This is a genomic window from Rhizobium sp. NZLR10 (assembly GCF_019685125.1).
Taxonomy (GTDB): Bacteria; Pseudomonadota; Alphaproteobacteria; order Rhizobiales; family Rhizobiaceae; genus Rhizobium.
Window position 1 is genome coordinate 169,334 of sequence record NZ_JABDWE010000004.1, and the last position, 25,653, is coordinate 194,986.

28 protein-coding genes and 1 pseudogene are annotated in these 25,653 nt (G+C 61.5%); 14 read left to right on the plus strand and 15 right to left on the minus strand.

The window, feature by feature from the left end:
• Positions 1-100: 100 nt before the first annotated feature.
• From HJB82_RS08380 to HJB82_RS08390, 3 genes are read right to left on the minus strand one after another with little or no spacing between them, the layout of a single operon-like run.
• Positions 101-1,504 (minus strand): HAMP domain-containing sensor histidine kinase, encoded by a 1,404-nt coding sequence (locus tag HJB82_RS08380; protein WP_116405261.1) that lies wholly within the window; start codon positions 1,502-1,504, stop codon positions 101-103.
• Positions 1,494-2,165: a response regulator transcription factor gene (locus HJB82_RS08385; protein ID WP_207583547.1), complete on the minus strand. Its 672-nt coding sequence runs from the start codon at positions 2,163-2,165 to the stop codon at positions 1,494-1,496. The genes HJB82_RS08380 and HJB82_RS08385 overlap by 11 nt, the downstream gene beginning before the upstream one ends.
• A 54-nt stretch (positions 2,166-2,219) precedes the next feature.
• Positions 2,220-2,468 (minus strand): hypothetical protein, encoded by a 249-nt coding sequence (locus tag HJB82_RS08390; RefSeq protein ID WP_207583546.1) that lies wholly within the window; start codon positions 2,466-2,468, stop codon positions 2,220-2,222.
• A gap of 287 nt (positions 2,469-2,755) precedes the next feature.
• Between HJB82_RS08390 and HJB82_RS08395 the strand changes: the two genes are divergently transcribed.
• Positions 2,756-3,979 carry an MFS transporter gene (locus tag HJB82_RS08395; RefSeq protein ID WP_221139816.1) on the plus strand — a complete coding sequence of 408 codons (1,224 nt, stop codon included), beginning with the start codon at positions 2,756-2,758 and terminating at the stop codon, positions 3,977-3,979.
• Between the two features lie 286 nt (positions 3,980-4,265).
• Here HJB82_RS08395 and HJB82_RS08400 read toward each other — a convergent pair whose 3' ends face one another.
• Complete coding sequence (locus HJB82_RS08400; protein ID WP_221131459.1) at positions 4,266-4,571, minus strand: Dabb family protein; 306 nt, start codon at positions 4,569-4,571, stop codon at positions 4,266-4,268.
• Between the two features lie 20 nt (positions 4,572-4,591).
• Complete coding sequence (locus HJB82_RS08405) at positions 4,592-5,278, minus strand: hypothetical protein (RefSeq protein ID WP_207583543.1); 687 nt, start codon at positions 5,276-5,278, stop codon at positions 4,592-4,594.
• A gap of 156 nt (positions 5,279-5,434) precedes the next feature.
• Between HJB82_RS08405 and HJB82_RS31520 the strand changes: the two genes are divergently transcribed.
• Entirely contained in the window at positions 5,435-5,566 is a 132-nt protein-coding gene (locus HJB82_RS31520) for a hypothetical protein (protein ID WP_259669581.1), read from the plus strand.
• 108 nt (positions 5,567-5,674) lie between these two features.
• On the opposite strand, the gene HJB82_RS08410 is transcribed toward HJB82_RS31520, so the two are convergent.
• The 4 genes from HJB82_RS08410 to HJB82_RS08425 all read right to left on the minus strand — a co-directional run bounded on the left by HJB82_RS08410 (position 5,675) and on the right by HJB82_RS08425 (position 8,457).
• Positions 5,675-6,235 (minus strand): TetR/AcrR family transcriptional regulator, encoded by a 561-nt coding sequence (locus tag HJB82_RS08410; RefSeq protein ID WP_207583542.1) that lies wholly within the window; start codon positions 6,233-6,235, stop codon positions 5,675-5,677.
• Positions 6,236-6,262: 27 nt separating this feature from the next.
• Positions 6,263-6,724, minus strand: coding sequence for a nuclear transport factor 2 family protein (locus HJB82_RS08415; RefSeq protein ID WP_207583541.1), 462 nt, complete (start codon positions 6,722-6,724; stop codon positions 6,263-6,265).
• A 107-nt stretch (positions 6,725-6,831) separates the two neighbouring features.
• Positions 6,832-7,785: a pyridoxamine 5'-phosphate oxidase family protein gene (locus HJB82_RS08420; RefSeq protein WP_221139817.1), complete on the minus strand. Its 954-nt coding sequence runs from the start codon at positions 7,783-7,785 to the stop codon at positions 6,832-6,834.
• Between the two features lie 60 nt (positions 7,786-7,845).
• Positions 7,846-8,457: a glutathione S-transferase family protein gene (locus HJB82_RS08425; RefSeq protein WP_221115328.1), complete on the minus strand. Its 612-nt coding sequence runs from the start codon at positions 8,455-8,457 to the stop codon at positions 7,846-7,848.
• 145 nt (positions 8,458-8,602) lie between these two features.
• On the opposite strand from HJB82_RS08425, the gene HJB82_RS08430 reads away from it, so the two are divergent.
• Positions 8,603-9,529, plus strand: coding sequence for a LysR family transcriptional regulator (locus tag HJB82_RS08430; protein ID WP_207583538.1), 927 nt, complete (start codon positions 8,603-8,605; stop codon positions 9,527-9,529).
• Here HJB82_RS08430 and HJB82_RS08435 read toward each other — a convergent pair.
• Both HJB82_RS08435 and HJB82_RS08440 read right to left on the minus strand, forming a co-directional pair.
• Complete coding sequence (locus HJB82_RS08435) at positions 9,499-9,867, minus strand: DUF983 domain-containing protein (RefSeq protein WP_003587713.1); 369 nt, start codon at positions 9,865-9,867, stop codon at positions 9,499-9,501. The genes HJB82_RS08430 and HJB82_RS08435 overlap by 31 nt on opposite strands.
• 342 nt (positions 9,868-10,209) lie before the next feature.
• On the minus strand, positions 10,210-11,613 hold the full coding sequence (locus tag HJB82_RS08440) for a PLP-dependent aminotransferase family protein (protein ID WP_207583537.1): 1,404 nt from the start codon (positions 11,611-11,613) through the stop codon (positions 10,210-10,212).
• A gap of 288 nt (positions 11,614-11,901) precedes the next feature.
• On the opposite strand from HJB82_RS08440, the gene HJB82_RS08445 reads away from it, so the two are divergent.
• Positions 11,902-12,807 carry a S1C family serine protease gene (locus tag HJB82_RS08445; RefSeq protein ID WP_221139818.1) on the plus strand — a complete coding sequence of 302 codons (906 nt, stop codon included), beginning with the start codon at positions 11,902-11,904 and terminating at the stop codon, positions 12,805-12,807.
• A 67-nt stretch (positions 12,808-12,874) separates the two neighbouring features.
• On the opposite strand, the gene HJB82_RS08450 is transcribed toward HJB82_RS08445, so the two are convergent.
• Positions 12,875-13,762 carry a LysR family transcriptional regulator gene (locus HJB82_RS08450; RefSeq protein WP_221131455.1) on the minus strand — a complete coding sequence of 296 codons (888 nt, stop codon included), beginning with the start codon at positions 13,760-13,762 and terminating at the stop codon, positions 12,875-12,877.
• A gap of 102 nt (positions 13,763-13,864) precedes the next feature.
• On the opposite strand from HJB82_RS08450, the gene HJB82_RS08455 reads away from it, so the two are divergent.
• The 3 genes from HJB82_RS08455 (at position 13,865) to HJB82_RS08465 (ending at position 15,495) form a co-directional block, all read left to right on the plus strand.
• Positions 13,865-14,482 carry an NADPH-dependent F420 reductase gene (locus tag HJB82_RS08455; protein ID WP_221131454.1) on the plus strand — a complete coding sequence of 206 codons (618 nt, stop codon included), beginning with the start codon at positions 13,865-13,867 and terminating at the stop codon, positions 14,480-14,482.
• Between the two features lie 202 nt (positions 14,483-14,684).
• On the plus strand, positions 14,685-15,065 hold the full coding sequence (locus HJB82_RS08460; protein ID WP_221131453.1) for a VOC family protein: 381 nt from the start codon (positions 14,685-14,687) through the stop codon (positions 15,063-15,065).
• Positions 14,983-15,495: a hypothetical protein gene (locus HJB82_RS08465; RefSeq protein ID WP_221139868.1), complete on the plus strand. Its 513-nt coding sequence runs from the start codon at positions 14,983-14,985 to the stop codon at positions 15,493-15,495. The genes HJB82_RS08460 and HJB82_RS08465 overlap by 83 nt, the downstream gene beginning before the upstream one ends.
• Here HJB82_RS08465 and HJB82_RS08470 read toward each other — a convergent pair.
• The gene (locus HJB82_RS08470) at positions 15,476-16,438 is read right to left on the minus strand and encodes a LysR family transcriptional regulator (protein WP_221131452.1); all 963 of its coding nucleotides are present in this window, start codon (positions 16,436-16,438) and stop codon (positions 15,476-15,478) included. The two genes, HJB82_RS08465 and HJB82_RS08470, sit on opposite strands and share 20 nt — an antisense overlap.
• A gap of 124 nt (positions 16,439-16,562) precedes the next feature.
• Between HJB82_RS08470 and HJB82_RS08475 the strand changes: the two are divergent.
• The 5 genes and pseudogenes from HJB82_RS08475 (at position 16,563) to HJB82_RS08495 (ending at position 20,751) form a co-directional block, all read left to right on the plus strand.
• Positions 16,563-17,962, plus strand: a pseudogene (locus HJB82_RS08475) (MFS transporter).
• Between the two features lie 94 nt (positions 17,963-18,056).
• Complete coding sequence (locus tag HJB82_RS08480) at positions 18,057-18,434, plus strand: hypothetical protein (protein ID WP_221131451.1); 378 nt, start codon at positions 18,057-18,059, stop codon at positions 18,432-18,434.
• 142 nt (positions 18,435-18,576) lie between these two features.
• Entirely contained in the window at positions 18,577-18,855 is a 279-nt protein-coding gene (locus HJB82_RS31525) for a hypothetical protein (RefSeq protein WP_311044274.1), read from the plus strand.
• Positions 18,856-19,224: 369 nt separating this feature from the next.
• Positions 19,225-19,368, plus strand: a complete 144-nt coding sequence (locus HJB82_RS08490) for a hypothetical protein (RefSeq protein WP_204330206.1) — start codon at positions 19,225-19,227, stop codon at positions 19,366-19,368.
• A 315-nt stretch (positions 19,369-19,683) separates the two neighbouring features.
• Complete coding sequence (locus HJB82_RS08495; protein ID WP_246762734.1) at positions 19,684-20,751, plus strand: fatty acid desaturase; 1,068 nt, start codon at positions 19,684-19,686, stop codon at positions 20,749-20,751.
• 111 nt (positions 20,752-20,862) lie between these two features.
• Here the strand turns inward: HJB82_RS08495 and HJB82_RS08500 are convergent, their stop codons facing one another.
• Complete coding sequence (locus tag HJB82_RS08500) at positions 20,863-21,777, minus strand: SDR family oxidoreductase (protein ID WP_221115332.1); 915 nt, start codon at positions 21,775-21,777, stop codon at positions 20,863-20,865.
• A gap of 91 nt (positions 21,778-21,868) precedes the next feature.
• Here HJB82_RS08500 and HJB82_RS08505 point away from each other — a divergent pair, with 91 nt between their 5' ends.
• On the plus strand, positions 21,869-22,432 hold the full coding sequence (locus tag HJB82_RS08505; protein WP_207583523.1) for a TetR family transcriptional regulator: 564 nt from the start codon (positions 21,869-21,871) through the stop codon (positions 22,430-22,432).
• A 108-nt stretch (positions 22,433-22,540) separates the two neighbouring features.
• Here the strand turns inward: HJB82_RS08505 and HJB82_RS08510 are convergent, their stop codons facing one another.
• A complete protein-coding gene (locus HJB82_RS08510) occupies positions 22,541-23,020 on the minus strand; it encodes a YcgN family cysteine cluster protein (protein ID WP_207583522.1) in 480 nt (159 codons plus the stop codon).
• Between the two features lie 217 nt (positions 23,021-23,237).
• Between HJB82_RS08510 and HJB82_RS08515 the strand changes: the two genes are divergently transcribed.
• A complete protein-coding gene (locus HJB82_RS08515; protein ID WP_221139819.1) occupies positions 23,238-25,412 on the plus strand; it encodes a transglycosylase domain-containing protein in 2,175 nt (724 codons plus the stop codon).
• Positions 25,413-25,653: the final 241 nt, after the last annotated feature.

Sequence of the window (25,653 nt, forward strand, 5' to 3'; positions counted from 1 at the left end):
GGGGTCAATTTCAGCCGATCGAAGTGCAGCGTCCCCGTGTCAGCATTAAGGCAAAGCATGCTATGCATTTGCCAGTATCTTTGTGACATCAAGCAGTTGCTCATGCAACATCCTTTGTGATGCCGGGCAGGATAAGCTTCGCCTTGAGCCCGCCCCATTCGCCGCGGGAAAGCTCGAGCCGTCCTTGATACTCACTGGAGATCTCGGTGACGATCGAAAGGCCGAGCCCGGTTCCGGGCTTGCTTTCGTCGAGCCTGCGGCCGCGCTTCAGCGCCTCGCGGATCTGATCGGGCTCGAGGCCCGGCCCGTCATCCTCGACGGCGAGCTCCACCCAGTGGCGGCGCGCACTCGCCTCCGCTCCCTTGACGTCGTCGCCGGCCTCGACGGCCGAAAGCCGTACCTTGCTTTTGGCAAAACGCGCCGCATTCTCCAAGAGATTGCCGACGGTCTCCTCGAGATCCTGTTGCTCCATAGCGACGGCCAGATGCGGCGGCGAGACGACGAGATCGAATTCGGTATCGACGTTCAGCCGGCGCATGACGCGCACCAGCCGCTCGAGCGCCGGCTCGGCATCGGTGCGGGCGAGCACGGATTCGCGTTGCGCAGCGATGCGGGCGCGGTTGAGATAGGACTGCACCTGTCCCTGCATCGATTCCGCCTGGCTGCGCACCAGTTCGCCATGGGATTTTTCGAGCACGCGCGCCTCGTTGAGAAGCACGGCAATCGGGGTCTTCAGCGAATGGGCGAGATTGCCGACCTGCATGCGGGCCCGCTCGACGATGCGGCGGTTGCTGTCGATCAGCGCGTTGACCTCGTTGGCGAGCGGCAAAATCTCACGCGGGAAGTCGCCTTTGAGCTGCTCGCTCTCGCCGGCGCGGATGCGCTCCAAGGCGGCACGTGCCTTGTCGAGTGGCTTCAGGCCATAGAGAATCGCCAGGGCATTGACGATCAGGCTGCCGACGCCGAAGCCGGCCAGCGCCAGATAGAGGCTATGGGAAAAGGTGCGCACGTCGTCTTCGACGACATCGACATTGCCGGTGACGCGGACGCGCGCCGCGCGCCCGTCAGTATCGAGCACCACTTCGGTTTCCGCCACCTGCACGCGGTTCCCGGAGGCATCCGTCACCTGATAGTAGCGTTCGTAATTCTTGTCGAAAGGCGCCTCGACGACGGAGGGAACCGGAATGAGCGCCGAGCCGAGCGAGGGCGACACCAGCGGTGCCGTCGTATAGGTGCCGAGCGGCTCCACCACCCAATACCAACCGGTCTTCGGCTGGGCAAAACGCAGGTCGCCGAGCTGCGGGCTGCCGCTGAGCGCTCCCTGATCGCCGATCGTCACAGAGTTGATGACGTTATAGAGCTGCGCCCGCAGCAGATCCTGGAAACCGCGTTCGGCGCTCTTGCGGTAGAGGGTGGAGATCAACAGGCCGATCACCACCAGCGCCACCGTCGACCAGACTGTGGTCAACAACAAAACACGTGCGGTGAGCGACTTAATTCGCATGTTTCGGCGCTTGGATGCGGTATCCGAGACCGCGCACCGTTTCGATCAGATCGACGCCCATCTTCTTGCGCAGACGGCCGACAAAGACCTCGATCGTGTTGGAATCGCGGTCAAAATCCTGGTCGTACATGTGCTCGACCAGTTCTGTGCGGGAGACGACCTCGCCCATATGATGCATGAGATAGGCGAGAAGGCGGTATTCGTGCGAGGTCAGCTTCAGCGTCGTGCCATTGACCGTCGCCTTGGAGGATTTGGTATCGAGCCGCACCGGCCCGCAGATGATCTCGGATGAGGAATGCCCCGCCGCGCGCCGGATCAGCGCCCGAATTCGCGCCAGCACTTCCTCGACATGGAAGGGTTTGGTGACGTAGTCGTCGGCCCCTGCGTCGATACCGGCGACCTTGTCGCTCCAGCGGTCGCGCGCCGTCAGGATCAGCACCGGCATGCCGCGGCCGGCGCCGCGCCATTTTTCAAGGACGGTGACCCCGTCCAGCTCCGGCAAGCCGATATCGAGAATTATGGCGTCATAAGGTTCGGTATCGCCGAGGAAATGGCCTTCCTCGCCGTCGAACGCCTGGTCGACGACATAGCCCGCCTCCTTCAGCGTGTCGGCCAGCTGCCGGTTCAGATTAACATCGTCTTCGACTACCAGAATGCGCATCGGTCCGCCTTCGCCCGCTTCAAATCGATCATGTCCTGAATAGACCGATTCCGCCTACATCGGAACCTTTACCGTCACTTTGCGTGGACGCTGGCCGTTTCCCGACACCAGAACGGTGATGATGCAGGTGTCGCCCACCGGTTGCACGGACAGGAGCTGGCCGCCCGTTTGCTCAACCACCTGGGCTGCGGCGGCGCTGCAGTCACCTGCCACGCTGTGAACGAGAGTGCCCACGACGTCCGATGAGGGCGCCGATACCACCAGTCCGGCGGCCAACGCTGCGACGCTCAGAGGAAAGGCCATGTGCTATGCTTTCAAGGTAATGCCAATGTGGCCCGAATATGTACTCACGCGACCTGAATGGCAAATGAATGCGCTGTAACGCAGGGCATTTAGAACCATTCTCGACTGCTGACGGCAACCGGTGTCAGCTGCTGAAAACCGCTGCCGCGGCAGGCTTCGGCGGCCTCCTCCGCATCGGAAAAAGTCGTTCGGTATCAGGTGTGGCGGGAATTGCGATCGCAACTTTTACCGGCCGATTGAAACTGGTATGTCCTTGGTGTTTCCGCATTCAGGCCATTTCAGCACCAATGCCAAATTCCTTCCGCTTCCGCTCGGCGCAGACGGTCACCGTGCTTGCCATCACCCAGTTGATCGGCTGGGGCACGACGTTCGACATGCTCGGGGTCATGGGCCGCGTCGTGGCACCCGCTCTTGGCTTGGCGAACGAGGTCGCGTTTGCCGGCCTGACGATCATGATGATGGTCAGCGCCATCATTGGTCCCGCGACCGGCCGCTGGCTCTCCCGCTACGGCGCCGCCCGAGTGTTATCGGCCGCCTCACTGACCTTTGCGCTTGGCTTGCTTCTGCTTTCCGCCGCAAACGGCATCGTGTTTTATGCCGCCGCCTGGGTGATCATCGGCATCGGCGGCGCCTGTGGCCTTTCGGCACCGGCCTATACGGCCGTCGTCGAGCGCGAAGGGGCGAACGGCAAACGCGTCATCGCTATTCTCATGCTGTTCACCGGGCTTTCGAGCGCCATCTTCTGGCCGATCCTCAGCCTGCTCAACGAGACGCTCGGCTGGCGCCTCACCTTTCTCGTCTGCGCGGGGCTGCAATTCTTCGTCTGTCTGCCGCTGCATCTTTTCGCCCTGCCGAAACCGATCGTAATGCATATCGAAGGCAGCGCGGCAGACATTGCCCCGGTGCCGCTGTCGAAGGTGGCACGGCGCAAAGCCTTCCTGCTGATTGCCGCGGCGACGACGATCTCGACCTTCATCACCTTCGGCATCTCGCCATCGCTGCTCGAAATCTTCCGTCAGTCCGGCGCCTCGCCGGCCTTCGCGCTGCAGCTCGGCTCGGCACGCGGCGTGCTCGGCATCTCGGCGCGTTTCCTCGACATGCTGCTCGGCCGGCGCGGCAACCCCATGCTCAGCGCGGCGATGGGCATCGGCCTGATGATGATCAGTTTCCTGATCATGCTGGTCGCCGGCTCGTCAACACCGCTGCTCGTCACCTTCATTCTGCTCTACGGCTTTGGCGCCGGCGTCATGACCGTCGCCCGCGCGCTTCTGCCGCTGGCGCTGTTTTCACCTGCCGAATACGGTCTGCAGTCGGCCCGGCTGTCGCTGCCGCAAAACCTCGCCAACGCCATCGCCCCGGTCATCTTCACCGCCATCCTCGACCGCGCTGGCACCGGCCCGGCACTCGTCGCCTGCGCCGTTCTCGCCGCCTTGTCGTTGAGTTTCGTGCTGATGTTGATGGCGGTGGTGCGCAGCGCCCACGCATCGCACCCGAGCCCGGTCGTCTCGTGAGAGCCCGGGCCCGGCAAGTCAGCCATTCTTAATCTGTCTTGATTATCATCATCATCAGGACGAGAGCGGCTTTCCGACCGCGTATCGCGACTGCTGCAGCCAGCTGACCATTAGCACGCAGCCCGCTTTGGCGAATCTTTTGAATCGCTTGCCGCCGCTTTTTCGAAAGTTGAGTCCGGCGGCTCAACAGTTGAGTGAACTTCGGGGCGCGACCCCCCTCCGGAAAATCAGTCTTCCATCTGAAATTTCGACGGAATGTGGCATGGCAACAGCACGCTTGCGAGATTCAAAGCGGCCGCGTCACCGCCGTGGAGCAGTCGTAATCGGCGGCGATGCGCTTTTCCCGGAGCGGCCGCACGCGCTCGATCGAGAGCTGGTAATCCGGATGGGCCTTATAGGCGGCAAGGGCCGCCTCGTCGTCGAATTCGCCGTAGACTACGAGATCGATCTCGGTGCCCAATTGATCGGTTTTCACATTGGTGCCGATCTCCAGCAACCGCGCATGAGGAATGCCGGTCAGAACCGAAAGCCCGGCCCTCACCTCCTGCAGATGTTCCTCCTGCACGGTGAAGAAGACGATATGGCGGATCACGCGGAAGCTCCTGTCAAGTTTCAGAGGGTCAGCCGGGCGATAACACGCAAGCCCCAGGCCTTCAACCGCGCGAACATGCCATGCGGGGCATCCGGACGTATCGCCGCAGCGAAGATGATGGCGTAAGCCGCGAGCTTTTCCGCCCGGTCGGTGCCGTTGACGATGCGGCGTGCGTTCACCCAATCCTCCGTCGTCAAGTTCAGGTGATCGGCGAGCTTGTGGCCGGTAAAGCTGCCCTGCAGCATGCCTTCGATCAGGATCGTTACCGCCGCCGCCATCTCCATCGCCCGGTCGGGATCGGCAACGAGGTCGATGCCCGTCAGCGTGCTCATCGCCTCATAGTTCCGCTTGTGGGTGAGTTGCACCAGACCGCGTCCATGCCAGCTGCGACCATCCTCGTCCGGCCGCCAGTACGGGGTTTTCACCCAGGAAAGCTTGCCTGCAGCAAAGGCCGTCTCCAGGATCTCGACCGCGCGTTTATCGCTGTGCGCCAGCGTCTCGCGCACCGGCTGCATCGTATAGGCGGTCTCATGGTAAGCGGTTGCGAGGATATAGGCGAGCCACCGCCGATCGGCATGGGGAAACCGCTCTTCCCAAGCGTCGATAATCGCAGTGATGCCCACTACCTGAGGATGCGTCATCTCTCCCTTGAAGAGTTGGTCCCGCACCGCATCGAAAAAGAAACCCCGGTCCATGTGGACAACCATTCCGCGCTTCCCAAAAATATCGTGGTTAAAACCGTCTTAATCGATTAAAATCTATTTAATCGTTTAAAGTGTTTAAGCCACTGATTTACACGCCTTTTGTCTTGTGCGATGCATCTCTTTGCCCTGAAGCCTTACCACAGAACGAGGAGACTTCCGATGCAGACGCCCGCCACAACGCAAACCACCATTCCCCAGCACGTCGTCGACCAGATGGAAAATGAATGGCGCCAGATTCGCCCTGAACGGGAAAATCCGCGCCCGACCCAGCAGCCTCAACAACAACGCTGATATAAGATCGAGCGCCGCCCAGCGCCCGATCGAGGCCCCGGCCAATCAATCGTGGCCGGGTGAATTCTTTACGGCTGCAATGGAACATCCCAGCCGCTTTGACCGCCCTCATCGCATCACGACTTCGAGCCGTTTCGCCAGCGTCTGCAGCGATCGGGTGAAGACCGTTGTGTCGTCCAGCGCCCGCGACAGCACCAGTGCGCCTTGAATGCCGGCGACGCTCTCCTCGGCCAGCGCCTGCGCCTCCTCCTCTGCACAGCCCGCCCGCATCAACGCCGAACGCAAGGCGTCGATCCAGCGAATGAAATAGCCGCCGATTGCTGGCGAAAATCGTTCCCGGGTCTCATCAAGCGCGAAGGCGCCGACGAGGCAGATGCGCCGGCCGGAGCGAAAATAATCGTTCACATGCGTCCACATCGCCGCGATAGCCTGACGAGCGTCGTCCTTTCTTAACGGCTGATAGATCGCCTGTTCGAACCAGGCATCGACATCGGCGAGCACGGCACCCGCCATCTCCTCCTTGCCACCGGGAAAGAAGTGATAAAGACTGCCCTTGCCGATGCCGATGCGTTCGGTTATGCGGCTGAGCGACGTGGCCTCATAGCCGAGTTCGCGGAAGATTTCCGCCAGCAACGGCACGATGTCGGCGCGTTCGTAGACGGTCTTCACCGGCGGAGTTCCTTGGCCTGGCTTGCGTCAGAGGCCGAGTTCGCTCAGACCGGGATGATCGTCGGGCCGCCGGCCGAGCGGCCAGTGGTACTGTCGTTCCGATTCCCGAATCGGCAGGTCGTTGATGCAGGCGAAGCGGCGCTGCATCAGACCGGCGGCATCGAATTCCCAGTTCTCGTTGCCATAGGAGCGGAACCAGTTGCCGCTGTCGTCGTGCCATTCGTAAGCGAAGCGCACGGCGATGCGATCATCGGTGAAGGCCCAGATCTCCTTGATCAGCCGGTAGTCCAATTCCTTGGCCCATTTGCGGGTGAGAAAGGCGACGATCTCGGCTCGACCGTTGACGAATTCGGCGCGGTTCCGCCAGCAACTGTCCGGCGTATAGACGAGCGAGACGCGCTCCGGATCGCGGCTGTTCCAGCCGTCCTCGGCAAGGCGGACTTTTCGGGTGGCGGTCTCAAGGGTGAAGGCTGGGGCCAGGCTGGACATGGGCGCTCCTGTAGTGAATGGTTATCATTGTACCGATCGGTACAATTGTTGCAAGGCGCCAAGGTAACGTTTTGCCGCAGAGGTCGAGATGCAGCCAAGCGTCCCCCTCACCCGCGGGAACGGCGCAGCAGATCGGCGCTCTCCTTGCTCCATCGCAGCGGCAGAGCATCCGGGCGAAACACGATCTCTTCCGGCGTGAAACGCCACAGCCGTTCCGCCCTTTGAAAGCTGGTGATTTCGGGCGAATCCACCAGCACTTCTGCCGTTCCGGTCATCTGCAGCATGTCGCCGGTTTCAAAATCGATGAAGACCAGACCGGCCTTCGGGTTGACGAGGAAATTGCCGAGGGTGTTGAAGAACCGATTGCCGGCAAAATCGGGAATGGTCAGCACGCCGCCAGCACTGAGACGGACGAAGCCGGCATCGCCGCCGCGATGGGAGACGTCCACCTGCCGCTCGCCATTGTCGCGATCAACATAGGAGGCGACGAAGAAGGTGTCGGCACCCTCGATCATCTGCCGCATGCGATGGTCGAGTTGACCGGAATGCAGCGGCGCCACCGCTGTCGGCCTATCGGGATCGCGGACAAAGACGGAAGAGCGCGGCTGGATATACTGCGGGCAGTTGCCGAAGCTCTGGCCGACACGCACGCGGAAAGCTTCGGCATCCGTTCTGCGGATCACGCCGTTCAGCCGGTTGCGCCGGCGGGTCTCGAGTTGGATGCCGAGCATTGCGATCGCATTGCCGTCCTCCATGCCGGCATCGGCGGGATCGGCCGGGTCGCGCCGCAGGTCGACATCCAGGACCTCCGGATCCGGTGAGGACATGAAGCCCGGTCGCTCAGCCCGCACCGTCGCCCAGACATCGCCTTTGGCATCGACGGCGCCGAGGACGACAAAAGGCAGCATTGGAAAGAAGGCGCGGTGCTGCTCCGGCATTGCCTTGCGGACGAAATTGCGTCCGGGTCCGTCCATGCGTTCGACGACCCCGACGCTACGCTGCATGGCGAGTTCACCTTGATGCCAGGGTGATGTGGCGTCCTGTCTTGTCTGCTCCAGCATTACGGCCTCCTTGCGGGCACCATTTGGGAAACCGGGACGGTGATCCGTCCCGGCGACGTCTCATGCGGCAAGGCCGATCTTCGTCTTGCGAAAGCCGACGAAACCCGGCAACGCCTCGATGCGCGCGAGCCAGGCGCGGACGTTTGGATAAGCCGAGAGATCGACATTGCCCTCCGGCGCATTGGCGATGTAGCTGTAGAGCGCGACGTCGGCGATCACCGGATTGTTGCCGAGTAGGAAATTGCGGTCGGCGAGTTCCGCGTCGATCAGCGCGAGAATGCGGTGCGCCCGGGTGATCACCTCCTCAGTACGGAAATCGGCGCCGAAGACGGTCACCAAGCGAGCAGCGCACACCCCGTAGGCGATTTCGCCTGATGCAACCGACAACCATTTCTGTGTTCGCGCCGCGGCCAATGCCTCTTCCGGCAGCCAGTCGTTACGGCCATATTTGCGCGCGAGATAGACGAGGATGGCAGAGGAATCGGCAATGACCGTGCCATTATCGTCGAGTACCGGCACTTGGCCAAAGGGATTGAGCTTCAGAAACTCCGGCGCTTTGTGGTCGCCTGCCGCCAGGTCGAGCTCGACCAGTTCATAGGGCACGCCCAGCAGAGACAGGAACAGGTGAACCCGGTGCGAATGACCGGATAGCGGATGGTAGTAGAGTTTCATGATGTTTTCCTCTGATCTTTGCGATCGACGGGCCGCGATTGATGATGGCCGCTTCGAACCATCTGCGGCATAATTTATTGCCTTCCATTTGCGTGCAGTAGAGTGCTATTCTGGAAGGTATATTCCCAATTTATGGAAGGATAGGATGGACCGCCTCGACGCCATGACCGTGCTTCTTGCCGTGGTCGAACAGGGCAGCCTGTCGGCCGCATCCCGGCATCTGCGGTCCCCGCTGGCAACTGTCAGCCGCAAGGTTTCCGAACTGGAAGCACATCTGAACGCCCAGTTGCTGCAGAGAACCAACAGGAAGGTCGCGCTGACGGAGGCAGGCCGCTCCTATGTGGAGGCGGCGCGGGAAATTCTCGATCGGGTGGAAGAGGCGGAACGGGCGGCGGCCGGTGAATACAGCGTACCGAAGGGCGAGTTGACGATGACTGCGCCGATCGTCTTCGGGCGGCTGCATGTCCTGCCTGTGGTGGTGGATTTCCTGAAGGCCTACCCCGATATCAATCTGCGGCTGATGCTTGGCGACCGGCTGTCCAACCTCGTCGAGGATCATATCGATGTGGCGCTCCGTATCGGCAACCTGCCGGACAGCAACATGATCGCCACCAGGCTCGGCGCAATCCGCCGGACGGTCTATGCCAGCCCGGATTATCTGACGCGGCACGTCGCACCTCAGCAGCCAGGCGATCTCACCGCCCATGACTGCGTCACCTTCGAGGCCATGGCCTCGACGCTGAGTTGGACATTCACCGAGGGAAAACGTGACCTCATCGTGCCGATCCGCTCACGGCTTGGCGTCAACACCGCCGAGGCTGCGGTCGATGCGGCGGTCGCCGGCCTCGGCATCACCCGGGTACTTTCCTACCAGGCCGCAGGCGCTGAGATGGCCGGTCAACTCACGCCGCTGCTTGTCGATTTCGAACCGCCGCCGGCACCGGTGCATCTCGTCTATCCCCAGCAGGGATTGGTGCCGCTGAAATTGCGGGCGCTCATCAATTTCGCCACGCCGCGCCTGCGCGCGACGCTGAACAGATCTCAGGCGAGTTTGCCCTCTTCCGCCTTGTAGAAATACTGGCTGGCGACCAGCCAGCCCTTCAGCGGCCGCAGCGGCGGTATGCAGGTGGCGAGCATGAAGGGGCCGGTGACCAGAAGCTGCACCCAGATCGGCGCCGTGAAAGCGACCTCCAGCCAGACGCCGAGCAGCACGCTCGGTATGCAGGCAAAGCAGATGACGAAAAAAGCCGGACCATCAGCCGGATCGGCGAAGGAATAATCGAGGCCGCAGGCCTCGCATTCCGGCTGCAAGGTCAGGAAGCCCTTGAACATATGGCCCTGGCCGCAGCGCGGGCAGCGTCCCCTGATGCCGGTCTGCAGCGGAGGAAGCGGGGGGTATTCGGTCTCCATGATGATATCGCCTTTTTCTGCGCGGAACATCGAGTCAATCAATGCTCAGCAATGTATGCATTCAATATAACTGCATCATCTCGACATTACCAGTCAATTCGTCAGAATGCCGCACAGTCCCGCCGGCTGGCGGCAGCTGACGGCTAATGCGCGTCGCATTGGACTAGATTCATGCGATGCGCATTAGCTCTTGTTTTTATGCATGTCCTTATCCCGGAACCGCTGCACACTTCCGGGCGACATGCATTAGGCTTCATCTTGGGTGAATCATGGCGCGGCCGATTACCCCGACCGCTTCCGGCTTTCGGATGCGTCGACGGCGTCAGCCACGAGGCTTGAACGTCAGAAGAACGAAGCCGCCATTTCCGGCGGGCCCTCAAGCGCATGGGCCATGAACTCCAGCGCGCCCTGCAGCTTCTCCCGGGTGATCGGCCCGCCAAGGCAGACACGCACGGCCTCGGGTGCCGTCCCCTCGACTGTGAAGACATCGCTTGCCGCGACGCCGATGCCGGAGGAGCGGGTGTGGCTGCCGAAGGTGGAGCGGGTCCAGCCGTTGGAGAGCGGCAGCCAGATATTGAAACTGATCGGATCGGCGCGGTAGCTGTCGGCCGGCAGGATGGCAGCGACCATCTGCTGGCGGGCGGCGGCCTCGGCGCGGATGAAACGCAGGATCGTATCGGCGGTGCCGTCCTCGATCCAACGGGTGGCGAGCGCCACGGTCAGCGGCGAGGCCATGACATTGTTGGCGCGCATGGCGCTGACGAAGGGCCAAACGGCCTTGCTATCCGGCGCCACGACATAGGCAAGGCGCAGACCCGCGCCGATGCATTTCGCCAGTCCGCCGATATGCCAGGTGAGATCGGGGGCTATTGCCGCGAGGGGCGCCGGGCCTTGCAGCGGAATGAAGCCGTAGGCATCGTCTTCGACGATCGGCACGTGGTATTTGCGGGCAACAGCTGAGATTTCCTCACGGCGCTTGGCCGGGATCGTCAGCGTCGTCGGGTTCTGCAGCGTCGGATTGAGATAGAGTGCCTTCGGCTTCAATCTCTCGCAGGCCTCGGCAAAAGCGTCCGGCAGGATACCGTCCTCGTCCATCGGCAGACCGGTCAGATTGAGCCGCAGCTGGGCAGCGATCGATCGCATGCCAGGATAGGTGATGATTTCCGAAAGCACGGTTTCACCCGGCTTTGCCAGCAGGCCGAAGATCGCCAGCAGGGCCGGATGGGCGCCAGGGGTGACGAATATCCGCTCCTGCGAGGGCACCAGCCCGCGACGGCTGAGCCAGGCGGCGGCGGCATCCTTGTCCATGCCGGAGCCGCCAAAACCCTGATAGCGCAGAAGCGGAATGAGGTTGGCGGCCACCGCCGACATGCCCTCGCGCATGCGGGCGAGCAGTTCCGGATCGTTCGGTTCCGGCGGCATGTTCATCGAGAAATCGACGACGGATGCGCGGCGCGGATCGGGGGCGGCGCCGGGCGCGAAACCTTGGCGCTCCTTATCGGCGCCACCGGTGACGAAGGTGCCGCGGCCGACATGCGAATCGACAAGCCCGCGCTTCTGCGCCTCGACATAACCTCTCGCCACCGTCGTGAAATCGACATTCAGCCGCTTGGCGAGTTCGCGTTGCGGCGGCAGCCGGTCGCCGGCCACCAGATGGCCGCTGCGCAGATCCATTTCGATCACATCGGCGATCGCCATATAACGAGGGCTGCTGCTGCGGCTGAGATCGGGATGCCAGTCTTTCATGTCGTAAATCCGTGTCAGCCTGATTCCTGATAGGATTGACCGTATATTGTTGCACGGTGACGCTGTCATCAAAAATATCGCGTCCACAAGTTTGGTTGTGCCGAACCTTGGCACGGAACGGCCATTTACAACGTATTTGATCGCGCATTGAATGCATCCCCTGGGTTTCCCCGATTTGGAAATTCCATCCGCTGCAGCCTTGCCGCCACCCGTCCGTCTTCTTACTTATTCAGGGTGAAATGCGCCGGCTTTCATCCTTTCGGGCCGGTGCCTCATCGGGATGAAAGCATGAATATTGATCCGATTTTGCGGTCAGTCGTGGCCGTTCGTTCTTCCATTCCGGAAGATGCCTTCACAGCGGAGACGCTGGGCATTGTCCGGGAGGGCAGCGGCGTGGTCATTCGCGACAATGGGCTGGTGCTGACCATCGGCTATCTCATCACCGAGGCCGAAGAGGTCTGGCTGACCACCCATGACGGGCGCGTCGTTCCCGCGCATGCACTCGCCTATGATCAGGAAAGCGGCTTCGGCCTGGTGCAGGCGCTTGGGCCCCTTGATGCGCCGGCCGTGGATCTCGGCGACGCGGCAAGCGCCAAGGCCGGCGATCCTGTCGTGCTTGCCGATGGCATCGGAGAATTCGTCGAGGCAAACATCGTCGCCCGGCAGGAATTCGCCGGCTACTGGGAATATCTGCTGGACGAAGCGATTTTCACGGCGCCGGCCCATCCCTCATGGGGCGGTGCGGCGCTGATCGGTTGGGACGGCAAGCTTCTCGGCATCGGTTCCCTTCGCCTGCAGATGAGCCAGGGCGACGAGGTCGCCGATATCAACATGGTCGTGCCGATCGACCTTTTGCCGCCGATCCTCGACGATCTGTTGAACCGCGGCCGGGTCAACAAGCCGCCGCGGCCCTGGCTCGGCGCATTCTCCGCCGAGAGCAATGGCGGCGTGGTGGTGATGAGCGTTGCCGAAGACGGTCCGGCCGCAAAGGCCGGCCTGCGACAGGGCGACATCATCTCGGAGATCCGCGACGAAGAGGTCGATGGTCTGGCCGACTTCTATCGCAAGGTTTGGAGCAGCGGCCCGGCCGGCGCTGAGATTCCGATCCGGATACTCAGGAACGGCCGCGAAGCCTGGCTGCGCATCAAATCCGCCGACCGCAACAGCTTTCTCAAGAAGCCGCAGCTGCAGTAAGGTCGGCCGGCAGCGTGAAATCTGCCGGGGACTGCACACCGCCAACCGCGCTTTCTGCCTGCACCATCTAACGGCGGAGATCTCCGGCGATCCAGCCGATCGCGGCCTTCACCCGTCGCGGCACGAATTGCCGCGACGGGTGAACCGCATGGATCGGCAGGCTATACTTTTCCCAATCGGCGAGCACCTCAGTCAGCCGCCCAGCGGCGATGTCTTCCTCTACCAGGACCAGCGGTGCATAGACGATGCCGGCGTCCTCCACCGCGGCAACACGCATGGCTTCGCCATTGTCGATACCGATATTGCTGTTGATCTTTGCCGCCAGCGCCCGTCCATCTTTATCTTCGAAGTGCCATTGATCGCGCGGGACGAGATTGAGGCTTAGGATGCAGCGGTGCTGTTGCAAGTGCTCGGGATGGGTCGGCACGCCGTTCTTGGTGAGATAACCGGGAGACGCGCAGCAGACGAAGCGATAGGTGCCGATCCTTCTTGCGATCAAGGAAGATGGCCGCAGATGCGCCACCCGAACGGCAAGGTCATAGCCTTCCGCGATCAGATCGACGTTTCGGTCCGTAAGATTAAGCTCCAGGCTGACAGCGGGATGCTGATTGGCAAAGCGAGCAATGGACGATGCCAGCCGCTTGACGCCCAGAGTCGTCGGGCCGCTGATGCGGAGGTGGCCGGATATTTCGTGGTTGGCTGGACCGGCGAGGTCGTTCAACTGCTCCAGCTCATCGATGACCCTGCTTGCTCTCTCCAGGAATCTGAGGCCGATCTCGGTGAGCCTCTGGGTTCGCGTGGTGCGCTCGATCAGCTTGACACCATAATCTGTTTCCAAAGCCTGAATGCGCCGGCCCACCATGGCGGGCGATAGGTTCAGCCTGGCGGCAGCTTTGGCGAAACTACCGGCCGTCGCGACGGCTACAAAAGTCTTCAAATTGGCGAGATCGGTCATTCGATACTTTTATGCAATTATGTACAGACATTCAATGCTATTCATGATGGGATCGCGGTCGGCTATATCCAAGTCATTCAACTCGATGAAGGAACCGACCATATGAAAACCGCTATTATCGGAACTGGAAACATGGGTGCCGGCTTGGCGCGTCGCCTGGCAGGCAAGCGCGAGCTCATCCTCGCATCGCGGAATGAGGCCGCGGCAAAGTCGCTTGCCGAGGAGATCGGCGCTACGAGCGCACCGATCTCCTCGGCCGTGGCCGAAGCCGATATTCTTGTACTCGCGCTGCCTTATGCTTCGGCGCTCGAATTTGCCGGAACCGCAGCATTGCAAGGCAAAATCGTCGTCGACATGACCAATCCGCTAAAGCCCGATTTCTCCGGCCTGCTGTTTGGTCACGATACGTCGGCAGCCGAGGAAATCCAGCACAGGGCGACAGGCGCCAAGGTCGTGAAGGCCTTCAATACCATCTTTGCCGAACTGTTTGCGGCTTCCCCAAAGCACACCTCCACCATACCGGTGTTCCTGGCCGGGGACGATGACGCTGTCGACACGTCCGCAGCGCTGGTGAAGGACGCCGACTTTGCTGTCGAGAAAACTGGCTCGCTCGATGCCGCTCGCCTGCTCGAACCCTTGGGAATGCTTAATATCCGCCTGGGTTACGGCCTGGGTCGCGGTACGGGTATTGCCCCGAAATGGGCTGCCGTCGACGGCTGAGATCACGACTGGTCTCGCCCATGCGGGGCCAGTCATTCCTATCGCCTGATTGGACAGCTGACCGACTTCCGCCGCTGCCTGCCAAGCCGTGACGACCAAAGCCGGCCGTTAATTTGAGACGGCGGTTGAAAGATGGTGGCGTCGTGCCATCTTGAGGATGAAAATCCCTCTGGAACGAGCGGTGATAGGAGTTTTGCGGTCCATGTTCGATCATGTTTCCATTGGCGTAAAAGACCTCGACAAATCCCGCCGTTTCTATGATGCGGCACTGGCGCCGCTCGGATATGAGCGCCTATCCAATTCCGACAAGATGATCGGCTACGGCCCGGAACAGGTCGGGCTCTGGGTGATGCAGGTCGAGCAACCGGTTGTTGCCGATATGCGATCCGGGCTGCATTTCTGCTTCGTCGCGCCGAACGAGGCGGCGGTCGATGCCTTTTACGCGGCCGCAGTCGCATCCGGCGGCACCGACAATGGCGAACCGGGTATCCGGCCGGATTATGGACGCTTTTATTACGCCGCGTTCATCATCGACCCGGATGGCTACCGCCTCGAAGCCTATTTCCACAAAGGCGAGCTATAATAGGGATCAGCATTTTATTTTTACGCAATTCCAGACGGAAAACCGCTTCGCACTTTTCCTGGAATTGCTTATTATTTCTACGCAATTCCGGACGGAAAACCGCTTCGCACTTTTCCTGGAATTGCTTATTATTTCTACGCAATTCCGGACGGAAAACCGCTTCGCACTTTTCCTGGAATTGCTTATTATTTCTACGCAATTCCGGACGGAAAACCGCTTCGCACTTTTCCTGGAATTGCTTATTATTTCTACGCAATTCCGGACGGAAAACCGCTTCGCACTTTTCCTGGAATTGCTTATTATTTCTACGCAATTCCGGACGGAAAACCGCTTCGCACTTTTCCTGGAATTGCTTATTATTTCTACGCAATTCCGGACGGAAAACCGCTTCGCACTTTTCCTGGAATTGCTTAGGCCGCCGCTCTCATGATCGAGACGCGGCAGCCGGAGGCTATGAGCGCCTCGCCGGCGACGTCGAGGAACAGGCGGCGGAACCAGCGCGCCCGGCCGTCGGCTTGGTCGACCCGGCGGTAGAGCATGGTCACCGGATCGGCCGGCAGCGAAAGCGGCGGCGCTGAGATGGTCAGCCCATGCAGTTGCGCCATGCAGCGACCGATCGATTCCGGCACGATGGCGATGGCGGGCATCGCCCGCAACGCCGTCGGCAGGGCGGAAAAGCGCGGCACCGTCGCCACCACACGCCTGACATGGCCGGTGCGGCTCAGTGCGGTGTCGATGCTGGTCGAGGCATTGCCTTCGAACGAGACGGTGAGATGGGCGACAGTGGCGAAATCCTCAAGGCTCAGCGGCGCCTTCAGCCGGAGTTGAGCGTCATCGTAAATGCAGATCGAGGCCTGGTCGAACAGCGGCGCGCGGATGTGCCAGGAGGCCGGTTCGTCATGCACGGAAACGCTGAAGTCGAAGACCCCCTCGTCCAACCGGCGGGCGGCATCGCGCTTTTCGGACGCGATGCCGATCAGCCGGGCGCCCGGCGAAAGCTGGAGAAGACGGGCGGCAAGCGGGCCGAAGAAAGCTGATTCGAGATTGTCGCACATGCCGATGCGGAACTCGCCCTGCCAGCTTGCCGGATCAAACTCGGCCTGCGGGCGGATGGCGCGTTCGATGCCCGATAGCGCATCCTCGATCGCCGGGGCAATGGAAAGGGCGCGCGGCGTCGGCTGCAGACCGCGGCCGACACGCACGAAGAGTTCGTCATCCAGCGCCTCGCGCAGGCGCCGCAAAGCGGCCGACAGGCCTGGCTGGCCGAGCAGCAGGCGCTCGGCGGCGCGGCTGACATTGCGCTCCTGCATCAGCACCGAAAAGGCCAGCAAAAGGTTCAGATCGATTTTTCGAAGCGTAGCATCATTCATCATCGTGAGTAATACCTGGCATGGCTACTATCAATTTGCAATAGGTTAGGAAGCTGTACATTTTCTCGTTCCCTGCCGTCCGCGCAACCTCCCTCGACGAGGCGGCAGCAAAGAAGGAACGATTTCGATGACACTTTCCAAATCGAAAGGCGGAGCGGGGCTGGCACTGCTGCTGCTCTGTGCCGCCAACTTTCTCGACGCCATGGACGTCTCCACCATCGGTGTCGCGCTGCCCGCCATCCAGGCCGAACTCGGCATGGAGGCGACATCGCTGCAATGGGCCGTCAGCGCGTATGTGCTCGGCTATGGCGGCTTTCTACTGCTCGGCGGCCGGGTTGCCGACGTCTTCGGCCACCGCCGCGTCTTCCTGTGGTCGCTGGCGATTTTTGCCGCCGCCAGCATCGCGGCGGCTTTGTCGACAGCGGGCCGACGCTGATTGGTGCCCGATTGATCAAGGGCATTGCCGCCGCCTTCACCGCGCCTGCCGCCCTTGCGCTGCTGCTCTCCGTCTTCGGCGAGGGGAAGGCGCGGGCAAAAGCGCTTGGGGTCTTCGCCTCCACCGGCGCCACCGGCTTCGTGCTCGGCATGGTCCTCGGCGGTGCGGCGACGATCTTCAGTTGGCGGGCGACGCTCGTCATGGGCGCGCCGGTTGCCATCCTGACGCTCTTTCTTGCGCCGTTGGCGCTGCCGGCCGACCCGAAAAGAACGGGACCGCGGCCCGCCTTCGACTGGGCCGGCGCGCTGACGATCACCCCCGGCCTGTTGCTCTTCGTCTTCGGCATCACCAATGCCGCTGCCGCCGGCTGGCAGGCTTTTGCGACCTGGGGTTCGCTCGTCGCGTCGCTGGCGCTGATCCTGCTCTTCCTGCTGGTCGAAGCGCGCCATGCCGATCCGATGGTGCCGCTTGGCATGTTCCGCCGGGCGAAACTCCGGCATGCCAATGCGATCGCCGCCCTCTTCCAGGGTTCCTATGTCGGCTTCCAGTTTCTGGCGACGCTCTATTACCAGAACGTCATCGGCTGGTCGGCCTTCACCACCGGCTTCTGCTTTGCGCTTGGCGGCGTCTTCGTGATGTTCCTGGCGCCACGTTTTGCGACACTCGCGCAAAATCGCGGCGCCACCGGCCTGATGGCGGCGGGTGTCGGCCTGCAGGCCTTCAGCTATATTTTCTGGGTAACCGCACTCGGACATGTCGACCCGATCCTGCTTGTGCTGTTCTCACAAATCCCGCTCGGCCTCGGTTACGCCCTGACCTACCCTTCAGTGCAGGTCGCAGCCCTTTCCGACGTGGAGGATGACAAATCGGGGCTTGCCTCCGGACTGCTCTTCGCTTCTTTCCAGATCGGCGGCGGCATCGTGCTCGCAGCCGCCTCGGCAGTGTTCGGCGCCGCACCGCATTTCGGCTGGGATCCTTATGTCGCCGGCATCGCCTTCGTCGCGCTGCTCGCGGTCGCGATTACCCTGCTTGCAGCCGCCGGTCCGCGGACATCGGCCGCCCGGACGTCGGCCTATCAGGCGGCGGAATGACCGTTGCGCCCGCACCCTGATCGGTGCGGGCTCTTCATAAGACAAAGCGAATATTAGCAGCAGAATCCCGTTGCCTTGCTCCGGCGAAAGGCGCATGGTCTCGCCTTCGGCAGCCATTGTACGGGCGCTGCCGACTGAGGGTTTTCATACCCTCGCCCCGATGAAAGGAGGACCTATGTCTTCCACTTCCGAAAAGTCACATCTGACCTCGTCCGATCTCGACATGCTTCAGGGCGTGCTCGACGACGCCGGCTATGACGCCAGAATCCTGATCGAGGACCAACGGGTCTTCAACGTCGCCGCCGTGCTTTTGATCAGATTGTTCGAGGAGGGTGTCACCTCGCCGGCCATGCTCTCACGGGCGCTCGAATACCATTTCGGCAAGCCGAAGGCACCGCCGAAACCGGTCGTCCCGGTCTGTAACCGATATGCGATACAGGGATTGCCCCGCGAAAAACGTGCCGCCGTCTAATGCCCCGCGCGTCTTTCAGATGCTCCAAGGACGCTCTCACTTTGAAACTGCGCATAACCGAGCTGCCCGGCTCCGAAGGATTATTGTGCGAAAAACCCTGTTGCTCTGTATCTGCGTTGCAGCGGCCGGTTATTTTGGATGAGTGCAGTTCGGGGCTTACCAACAACGACAGCATGCCGAGGAACTTGCAGAGATTGACAGGGAGCGCCGGGTGGCGCTCCTTGAAGCGGACGGTTGCCAGGCGCGGCTGGACCTGCTTTTGTCGATGACCGACCGCCTGCTCAAGGCCGGCGGCATGCAAGTACCTGTCGATATCGGGCGGGATAGAGGCCTTTGCCTGGCCTGTGGCATCATGTCGGCATCAGGCCGAGCGGAAATGGAAAGAACCAAGCTGATCCGCCTGTTTCCCATCAATGATTAAGCCCTGTGGAAATATGGCTTTCTTGCGGCAATGGCCTTAATGGCACCGTAATTTCAGTGTAAGAAGATGGCTCGCTGATCTGGCCGATGTGGCATTTGCGGTGACCGGATTCCGGCCCCGCCATTTTCCTGATCGCGAAGCATGGTGACGTCCCGTCTCAACGTCGGGTTTGGCTTTTGGTGACCTCTCAGGTCATCCGCCTCCAGACTTCGATGCGGTTTCAGCAGGCATCATTTCATTCAATTCCTGCGGCCCGGCGTTGTCGGGTCGCCCTCATGACGACCCCGCGATCTCCGGTCGCGACCGACAAGTGGGCGAACACCGCGCAGGCTGCGGCTTTCAGTTTTCGATCAAACGGGAGATTTATCCATGGCAAAAGGACAGGTAAGAAGCAATCGTGAGGTCCGGAAGCCGAAGAAGGACAAGCAGGCGGCTAAGACGGAAAGCACATTCGCCAACCAGATGAAGACGGCGACCACGACCGCCCCGCAGGGCAGTGCTCCAAAGAAATAGACGCTCTCATCGAGCCCCCACGCACATACAGCGGAAATCAGGATCGATTTGCGCACAAAATCATGTGTGATTTGAAGGTGATGGCGCGTTCTATCGGCCGCGCCGCGCGCCGGCGTGACATTATCGCCATTGACATGTTTTCAGAAAAACGGGAAGTGCTGCAGCCATGACCTCTTTTCATACAATGTACCGTTTCGACTATCCGCTCTTTCTCATTCGCTCGGCTGTGGTGATCGCACTCGGCCTTTCGAGTATCGCGGCCTTTCATGGCGCTATTCTGTGATCGAATCCGCGCGCCGCAACGAGAGCGAGGAAATGCAAGTGGCCCCTTTGGCCGAACCCGCCGCAACCTTGGAACCCTCCGCGGGCCACAACGAGCTTTTTGCTGAAAAGCGCTGGTTGAAGATTCTTGCCGGATATCGCCAGCCGAGAGCCGGACGTAGCGCTTTCGAGCTTGCCGTCACCGTCGTCCCCTTCGCGCTGTTTTGGGCTGCCGCATGGGCCTCGGTTCATTACAGCTTCTGGCCCGGCCTGATCCTGGTCGTTCCCGCCGCCGCTTTTCTGCTGCGGCTGTTCATGATCCAGCATGATTGCGGCCATGGCTCGTTTTTCGCGCGCCGCGGCGTCGACGACTGGGTTGGGCGCACGATCGGCGTCCTGACGCTGACGCCTTACGACTATTGGCGCCGGGCGCATGCGGAACACCACGCCTCGGCCGGGAACCTGGACGAGCGCGGCGTCGGCGACATCGAAACGCTGACGATCGCCGAATACAATGCGCTGTCGCGCTGGGGCCGTCTTGGCTATCGGCTTTACCGGCACCCGATCGTGATGTTCGGGATCGGGCCGGCATGGCTGTTCCTCATCAAGCAGCGCCTGCCTTTCGGCATGATGCGCTCCGGCGCTCTGCCCTGGGTCTCGACCATGGCGACCAATCTTGCCATCGCACTGGTCGCAGCGCTGCTGATCTGGGCCGTCGGGATCGTCCCCTTCCTCCTGGTGCATCTGCCGACCGTCCTTCTGGCCGGTGCTGCCGGTGTCTGGCTGTTCTACGTCCAGCATCAATTCGAGGAAACCCATTGGTCGAAGGATCCGGACTGGCAGTTCCAGCATGCCGCCCTCCACGGCGCCTCGCATTACGACCTGCCGCCGGTGCTGCGCTGGATTACCGGCAATATCGGCATCCACCACGTGCATCATCTGTCGAGCCGGGTGCCCTATTACCGGCTGCCGGAGGTGCTGCGAGACCATCCTGAGCTTGCCGACCTCGGCCGGATCACGCTCATGGAAAGCCTGCGTTGCGTCAAGCTTGTGCTGTGGGACGAACAGACCAAACGGCTGGTGTCGTTTCGCGATGCGGCGCGGCTCGCAGCCGCGCGGTAATCAGAGGCCTTAAAGCGCGTTGCATCAAATTTGATTGATGCAACGCGCTTGATCCTTTGTTTTAGGCAGGTCGTTATTCCGGAACTGCTGCACACTTCCTGATGACATGCATTAGCGATAGCCGGTCACGTCCGCCGGCTTGCCCGGCTCCTGCACTTCCACCATGTAGCGCCAGCAATCCGGCCGCGAGCCGTCGATGTCATCGAAGCCGTAGACCTTGGCCAGTCCACCGCTCGACAGCGACTGGCCGTTCCAGCGGGCGCGGTCGGGATCGGCGGCGATGGCCGCCACCGCGCGGCCGACGAAGCGCGGGGTTTCGGAAATGGCGAAATGCGGCTGCGTCTTCGTCGCCTCGCGCCAGTTCTCCTCTCGAACACCAAAAGCATCCAGCATCATTTCGGAGCGCAGCCAGCCAGGCGTGATTGAAACTGCAGTGGCGCCGCGTTTTGCCAAATCCTGAGCATGCGCCCAGGCCATGCGAGTGACACCCGTTTTGACGAGGTCATAGAAGGGCGACAGCCGGTAATGGCTGGCGTTGTATTCGGCCGTGCCATCGGTCATCTCCACCAGCAGTCCACCCGGCCGTTCGATCATCAGCGGCAGGGCGTAGTGGGCGGTGATCAGATGTGTTTCGATGCCGAGCCGCAGCATGCGCAGGCCGTTGTCCAGCGAATGCTCCCAGACTGCCTTGTCCCATTCGAACAGCTTCTCGCCGCCCCAGATGTCGTTGACGAGAATATCGAGCTTGCCGGTCTCCGCCCGGATGCGGGCCACCAGCGCCTCGACCTCAGCCACAACGAGATGGTCGACCTGCACGGCAATGCCCCTGCCGCCCGCAGCCGTTACCAGTTCGGCCGTCTCCTCGATCGTCTCCGGTCGCGCATATTCGGATTGCCGGGCACGCGTCGTGCGTCCTGTTACGTAGACGGTGGCGCCGACAGCACCGAGTTCCACCGCGATGCCGCGGCCGGCGCCGCGCGTTGCGCCTGCCACCAAAGCCACTTTCTCCCGCAAGTTCGCTGTCACTTCTCCATCCTCCACGCTAGAACTCAAAAAAAAGCCGATTGTATATAAACGAACGTTCGTTCATAAATGGGGCGAATGCAAGAGGAATTTCATGCCGCGCCGCCGCACGCTTTCCGATGAACAGCTTCTCGCCATGGTGCTGGCACTGATCCATGCCGAGGGGCCGGATGCGGCGACTTTTGCTGCAGTGGCCAAAGCCAGCGGCCTTTCCGGCTCGACGCTGGTGCAGCGGTTTGCGACGAAGGCGGCGATGCTGCGTGCAGCGCTGCTATACGCCTGGGACGGGCTGGATGCGGAAACCACGAGGCTTGCCGAGAGCGTGCCGAAAACGCCGGAAGGCGCGATCGCCCTGCTTGTCGGCCTGTCGCTGGATTACGGCGACAATGCCGCCGCCTATGGCGAGGGACTGCTGGTGCTTCGTGAAGACTTTCGTGATCCGGTGCTGCGCGCCCGCGGGGCCACCTGGGGAAAAGCGCTGACGGTGGCGATCGTTCGCTGTTTCGGATCGACAACCGCGCCGGAGTCGATCGCCCGGCTGATGCTGTCGCAATGGCAGGGCTCGCTCACCTGGTGGGGTTTTAGTGCAAATGGGCCGGTGGATGTTTATGTGGAGACGGAACTGCGGCGTTTCCTCGCGGCGGTAGCCCGCATCTAGAGCATGACGCCGAAAAGTGTGAGCGATTTTCTTATGACATCATGCTCTAACTCTTTAATTGAGAACAGGATTCAGATTTTAGGCGGGCCTAAAATCATCCTGCTCCAGCTAGGCTTCTTCTTCCTCATCCTTCTCTTCGCCCACGGTCAGCGGCCAGTCGACGACGTAGTCTTCGAGATCGTCGATATCGATCTCATTTTCGTTGATGGTGCGCCCTCGGGCGGAAATGCCGGCGGCATGAACGGTTTCCGGATCGCCGGAGACGAGCGGATGCCACCAGTAGAGATCGCGGCCTTCGTTGACCAGCCGGTAGCCGCAGGTGGGCGGCAGCCAGGCGATATCGGGCACGTTCTCCTTGGTCAGTTGCACGCAATCCGGCACGAAATCCCAGCGGTTCTCATAGCTCGAGCAGCGACAGCTTTGGCCGTCGAGCAGCTTGCAGCTGACCGAGGTGAAGTAGATATCGCCGCTATCCCATTCCTCGATCTTGTTGAGGCAACAGAGGCCGCAGCCGTCGCAGAGGCTTTCCCACTCGGCGACGGTCATTTCGGCCAGTGTCTTGCTCTTCCAGAAGGGCAGATCGTTCATCGTTCGTTTCTTGCAACAGCGGCCCGCAAATTCACGTGACCCCCATCTATCTCTCTTGTTATCAGGCGCGAAATCAATCAATTCTTCAGCATGCTCCTGGTACCGGAGAACTTTCTTCTGGTATCGGAGAGCATTGCGGCCATATGGCGGCCTCGCGCTTTCGTCGCTTTCCGACGGTCGGATATGAGCGAAGCGCGATCAGGCGGGAATACAGGACGTGCAGGATCCGGACAACCCCGAAAAGGGGCCAGAAAATGGACCAGAAAAAGCGGCGGACAAGCGTCCGACGAAGAGCCGTCACATTCTGCTGCGCATCGATTCGTGGATCGATTCGACCGTCTGGAACGCAGGCTTCCGCGCCGCCGAGATCTGGGAAGACATCACCATCTTCTTCCGCCGCTTCCGCGTGCGGGGCTGGAAGCGCATGGTCTTCGAACTTGCCGGCGAAGGGCTGACGCTCGGGGCCGCCGGCTCGGTGCTGATGCTGCTGCTTGCCCAGCCGGCCTTCGAGGCGACCAAGGAGGACTGGCGCAACCGCGGCGATTTCGCCGTCACCTTCACCGACCGCTACGGCAACGTCATCGGCCATCGCGGCGTCATCCATCAAAATTCCGTGCCGATCGATGAACTGCCCGATTCCCTGATCAAGTCCGTGCTCGCCACCGAAGACCGGCGCTTCTTCGACCATTTCGGCATCGACGCCATCGGCCTCTTCCGCGCTATGGTCACCAACGCCCAGGCCGGCGAAGTCGTGCAGGGTGGCTCGACGCTGACCCAGCAGTTGGCCAAGAACCTGTTCCTCTCCAACGAACGCTCGATCGACCGCAAGGTCACCGAGGCGTTCCTGGCACTTTGGCTCGAGGCAAACCTTTCCAAGAAGGAAATCCTCTCCACCTATCTCGACCGGGCCTATATGGGCGGCGGCACGTTTGGCGCAGCCGCGGCGGCACAGTTCTATTTCGGCAAGAATATCACCGATGTAAACCTCGCCGAATCCGCCATGCTCGCCGGCCTGTTCAAGGCGCCCGCGAAATACGCCCCGCATGTCAACCTGCCGGCAGCGCGTGCGCGCGCCAACGAGGTGCTGACCAATCTCGTGCAGAGCGGGCTGATGACCGAGGGCCAGGTGATTGCCGCCCGGCGCAACCCGGCCACCGTCGTCGACCGCAACGAGGTGGAATCGCCCGACTTCTTCCTAGACTGGGCCTTCGACGAGGTGCAGCGGCTTTCGCCGCGTTTCCACCAGCATTCGCTGATCGTGCGCACGACGATCGACATGGGCATCCAGCAGGCGGCTGAGGATTCAGTCGAAACGTCGCTGCGGGAATATGGCGAGGCCTATCACGCCAAGCAGGGCGCCATGGTGATGATCGAGAATGGCGGCGCCGTGCGCGCCATGGTCGGCGGCCGCGATTACGGCGAGAGCCAGTTCAACCGCGCCACCAGGGCGCTGCGCCAGCCGGGCTCCTCTTTCAAGGTCTATACCTATTCGGTGGCGATGGAGAGCGGGATGACGCCGCAAACGACCATCGTCGACGCGCCGATCTCCTGGGGCAATTGGAGCCCGCATAATTATGCCAACCACTATGCCGGCCGCATAACGCTCGAGACCGCGATCGCCCAGTCGATCAACACCGTGCCGGTGCGGCTCGCCAAGGAAAAACTCGGCATTCAGCCAATCCGGGCGATGGCGAAAAACCTCGGCGTCGAGACGCCGATCCGCGACGACGTCACCATCCCGATTGGCACATCCGAGGTGACGGTGCTCGATCAAGCGACGGCCTATGCCACCTTCCCGGCCGGCGGCTACCAGTCGCGCCGCCACGGCATCACCCAGGTCCTCGATTATGACGGCGACGTGCTCTACGATTTCGACGGTGACGAGCCGGCAGCCAAACGCGTGCTGTCCGAAAAGGCAGACGCCTATATGAACCAGATGCTGTCGCGCGTTCCCTATGTCGGCACGGCGCGCAAGGCAGCCCTCGACAATGGCATTCTGACAGCGGGCAAGACCGGCACGACCCAGGCCTATCGCGACGCCTGGTTTGTCGGGTTCACCGGCAACTACACCTGCGCCGTCTGGTTCGGCAATGACGACTACACCTCGACCAACAACATGACCGGCGGCTCGCTGCCGGCGATGACCTTCAAGCGCGCCATGGACTACGCCCATCAGGGTGTGACGCTGCGGGCCATACCTGGGGTCGAAAATCCCCTGCCCTCGGAAAAGGATCTCGCCAAGACCGCCGCCGCCAAGCCGCAGGATGGATTGCCGCAGCTCATCCGGCCGCGCATGCTCTCGGTTCAGTCGACGAATATCTTGAAAGATCTCGGCAAAAAGCTGAAGGATGCCGCTCCGCTTGCGCCGCAAAAGGTCGCGAGTGTGGAATAGATTCTGGGTGGATGCGGCGCTTTTGTTCGTGTCGGCACGATGCCAAGGAGATCGGCGAGGCGGCCCCTCCTCCGCCTGCAGGCACCTTCTCCCCGCAAAGGGGGCGAAGGGAGATAGCCGCGCCCTCTCCGTTTCTCGCCTGCCTCTCGCAGGGCACGTCCCCTCGCCCCGTTTACGCTAGGGCATATACACATCTCGCAAGGCCCGCCCGTCGGGGTTAGGGTGAGGGGCAGCTTTCGAC

Coding starts and splice junctions, on each gene's coding strand:
- HJB82_RS08505 (WP_207583523.1), top strand. CDS start 21,869: ATGCCGCGCCGCCGCACGCTTTCCGATGAACAGCTTCTCGCCATGGTG.
- HJB82_RS08385 (WP_207583547.1), bottom strand. CDS start 2,165: ATGCGCATTCTGGTAGTCGAAGACGATGTTAATCTGAACCGGCAGCTG.
- HJB82_RS08495 (WP_246762734.1), top strand. CDS start 19,684: ATGCAAGTGGCCCCTTTGGCCGAACCCGCCGCAACCTTGGAACCCTCC.
- HJB82_RS08405 (WP_207583543.1), bottom strand. CDS start 5,278: ATGGTTGTCCACATGGACCGGGGTTTCTTTTTCGATGCGGTGCGGGAC.
- HJB82_RS08430 (WP_207583538.1), top strand. CDS start 8,603: ATGGACCGCCTCGACGCCATGACCGTGCTTCTTGCCGTGGTCGAACAG.
- HJB82_RS08395 (WP_221139816.1), top strand. CDS start 2,756: ATGCCAAATTCCTTCCGCTTCCGCTCGGCGCAGACGGTCACCGTGCTT.
- HJB82_RS31520 (WP_259669581.1), top strand. CDS start 5,435: ATGCAGACGCCCGCCACAACGCAAACCACCATTCCCCAGCACGTCGTC.
- HJB82_RS08470 (WP_221131452.1), bottom strand. CDS start 16,438: ATGATGAATGATGCTACGCTTCGAAAAATCGATCTGAACCTTTTGCTG.
- HJB82_RS08465 (WP_221139868.1), top strand. CDS start 14,983: ATGGACGCTTTTATTACGCCGCGTTCATCATCGACCCGGATGGCTACC.
- HJB82_RS08390 (WP_207583546.1), bottom strand. CDS start 2,468: ATGGCCTTTCCTCTGAGCGTCGCAGCGTTGGCCGCCGGACTGGTGGTA.
- HJB82_RS08415 (WP_207583541.1), bottom strand. CDS start 6,724: ATGTCCAGCCTGGCCCCAGCCTTCACCCTTGAGACCGCCACCCGAAAA.
- HJB82_RS08435 (WP_003587713.1), bottom strand. CDS start 9,867: ATGGAGACCGAATACCCCCCGCTTCCTCCGCTGCAGACCGGCATCAGG.
- HJB82_RS08490 (WP_204330206.1), top strand. CDS start 19,225: ATGGCAAAAGGACAGGTAAGAAGCAATCGTGAGGTCCGGAAGCCGAAG.
- HJB82_RS08380 (WP_116405261.1), bottom strand. CDS start 1,504: ATGCGAATTAAGTCGCTCACCGCACGTGTTTTGTTGTTGACCACAGTC.
- HJB82_RS08445 (WP_221139818.1), top strand. CDS start 11,902: ATGAATATTGATCCGATTTTGCGGTCAGTCGTGGCCGTTCGTTCTTCC.
- HJB82_RS08455 (WP_221131454.1), top strand. CDS start 13,865: ATGAAAACCGCTATTATCGGAACTGGAAACATGGGTGCCGGCTTGGCG.
- HJB82_RS08440 (WP_207583537.1), bottom strand. CDS start 11,613: ATGAAAGACTGGCATCCCGATCTCAGCCGCAGCAGCAGCCCTCGTTAT.
- HJB82_RS08480 (WP_221131451.1), top strand. CDS start 18,057: ATGGTCTCGCCTTCGGCAGCCATTGTACGGGCGCTGCCGACTGAGGGT.
- HJB82_RS08510 (WP_207583522.1), bottom strand. CDS start 23,020: ATGAACGATCTGCCCTTCTGGAAGAGCAAGACACTGGCCGAAATGACC.
- HJB82_RS08450 (WP_221131455.1), bottom strand. CDS start 13,762: ATGACCGATCTCGCCAATTTGAAGACTTTTGTAGCCGTCGCGACGGCC.
- HJB82_RS08420 (WP_221139817.1), bottom strand. CDS start 7,785: ATGCTGGAGCAGACAAGACAGGACGCCACATCACCCTGGCATCAAGGT.
- HJB82_RS08425 (WP_221115328.1), bottom strand. CDS start 8,457: ATGAAACTCTACTACCATCCGCTATCCGGTCATTCGCACCGGGTTCAC.
- HJB82_RS08460 (WP_221131453.1), top strand. CDS start 14,685: ATGTTCGATCATGTTTCCATTGGCGTAAAAGACCTCGACAAATCCCGC.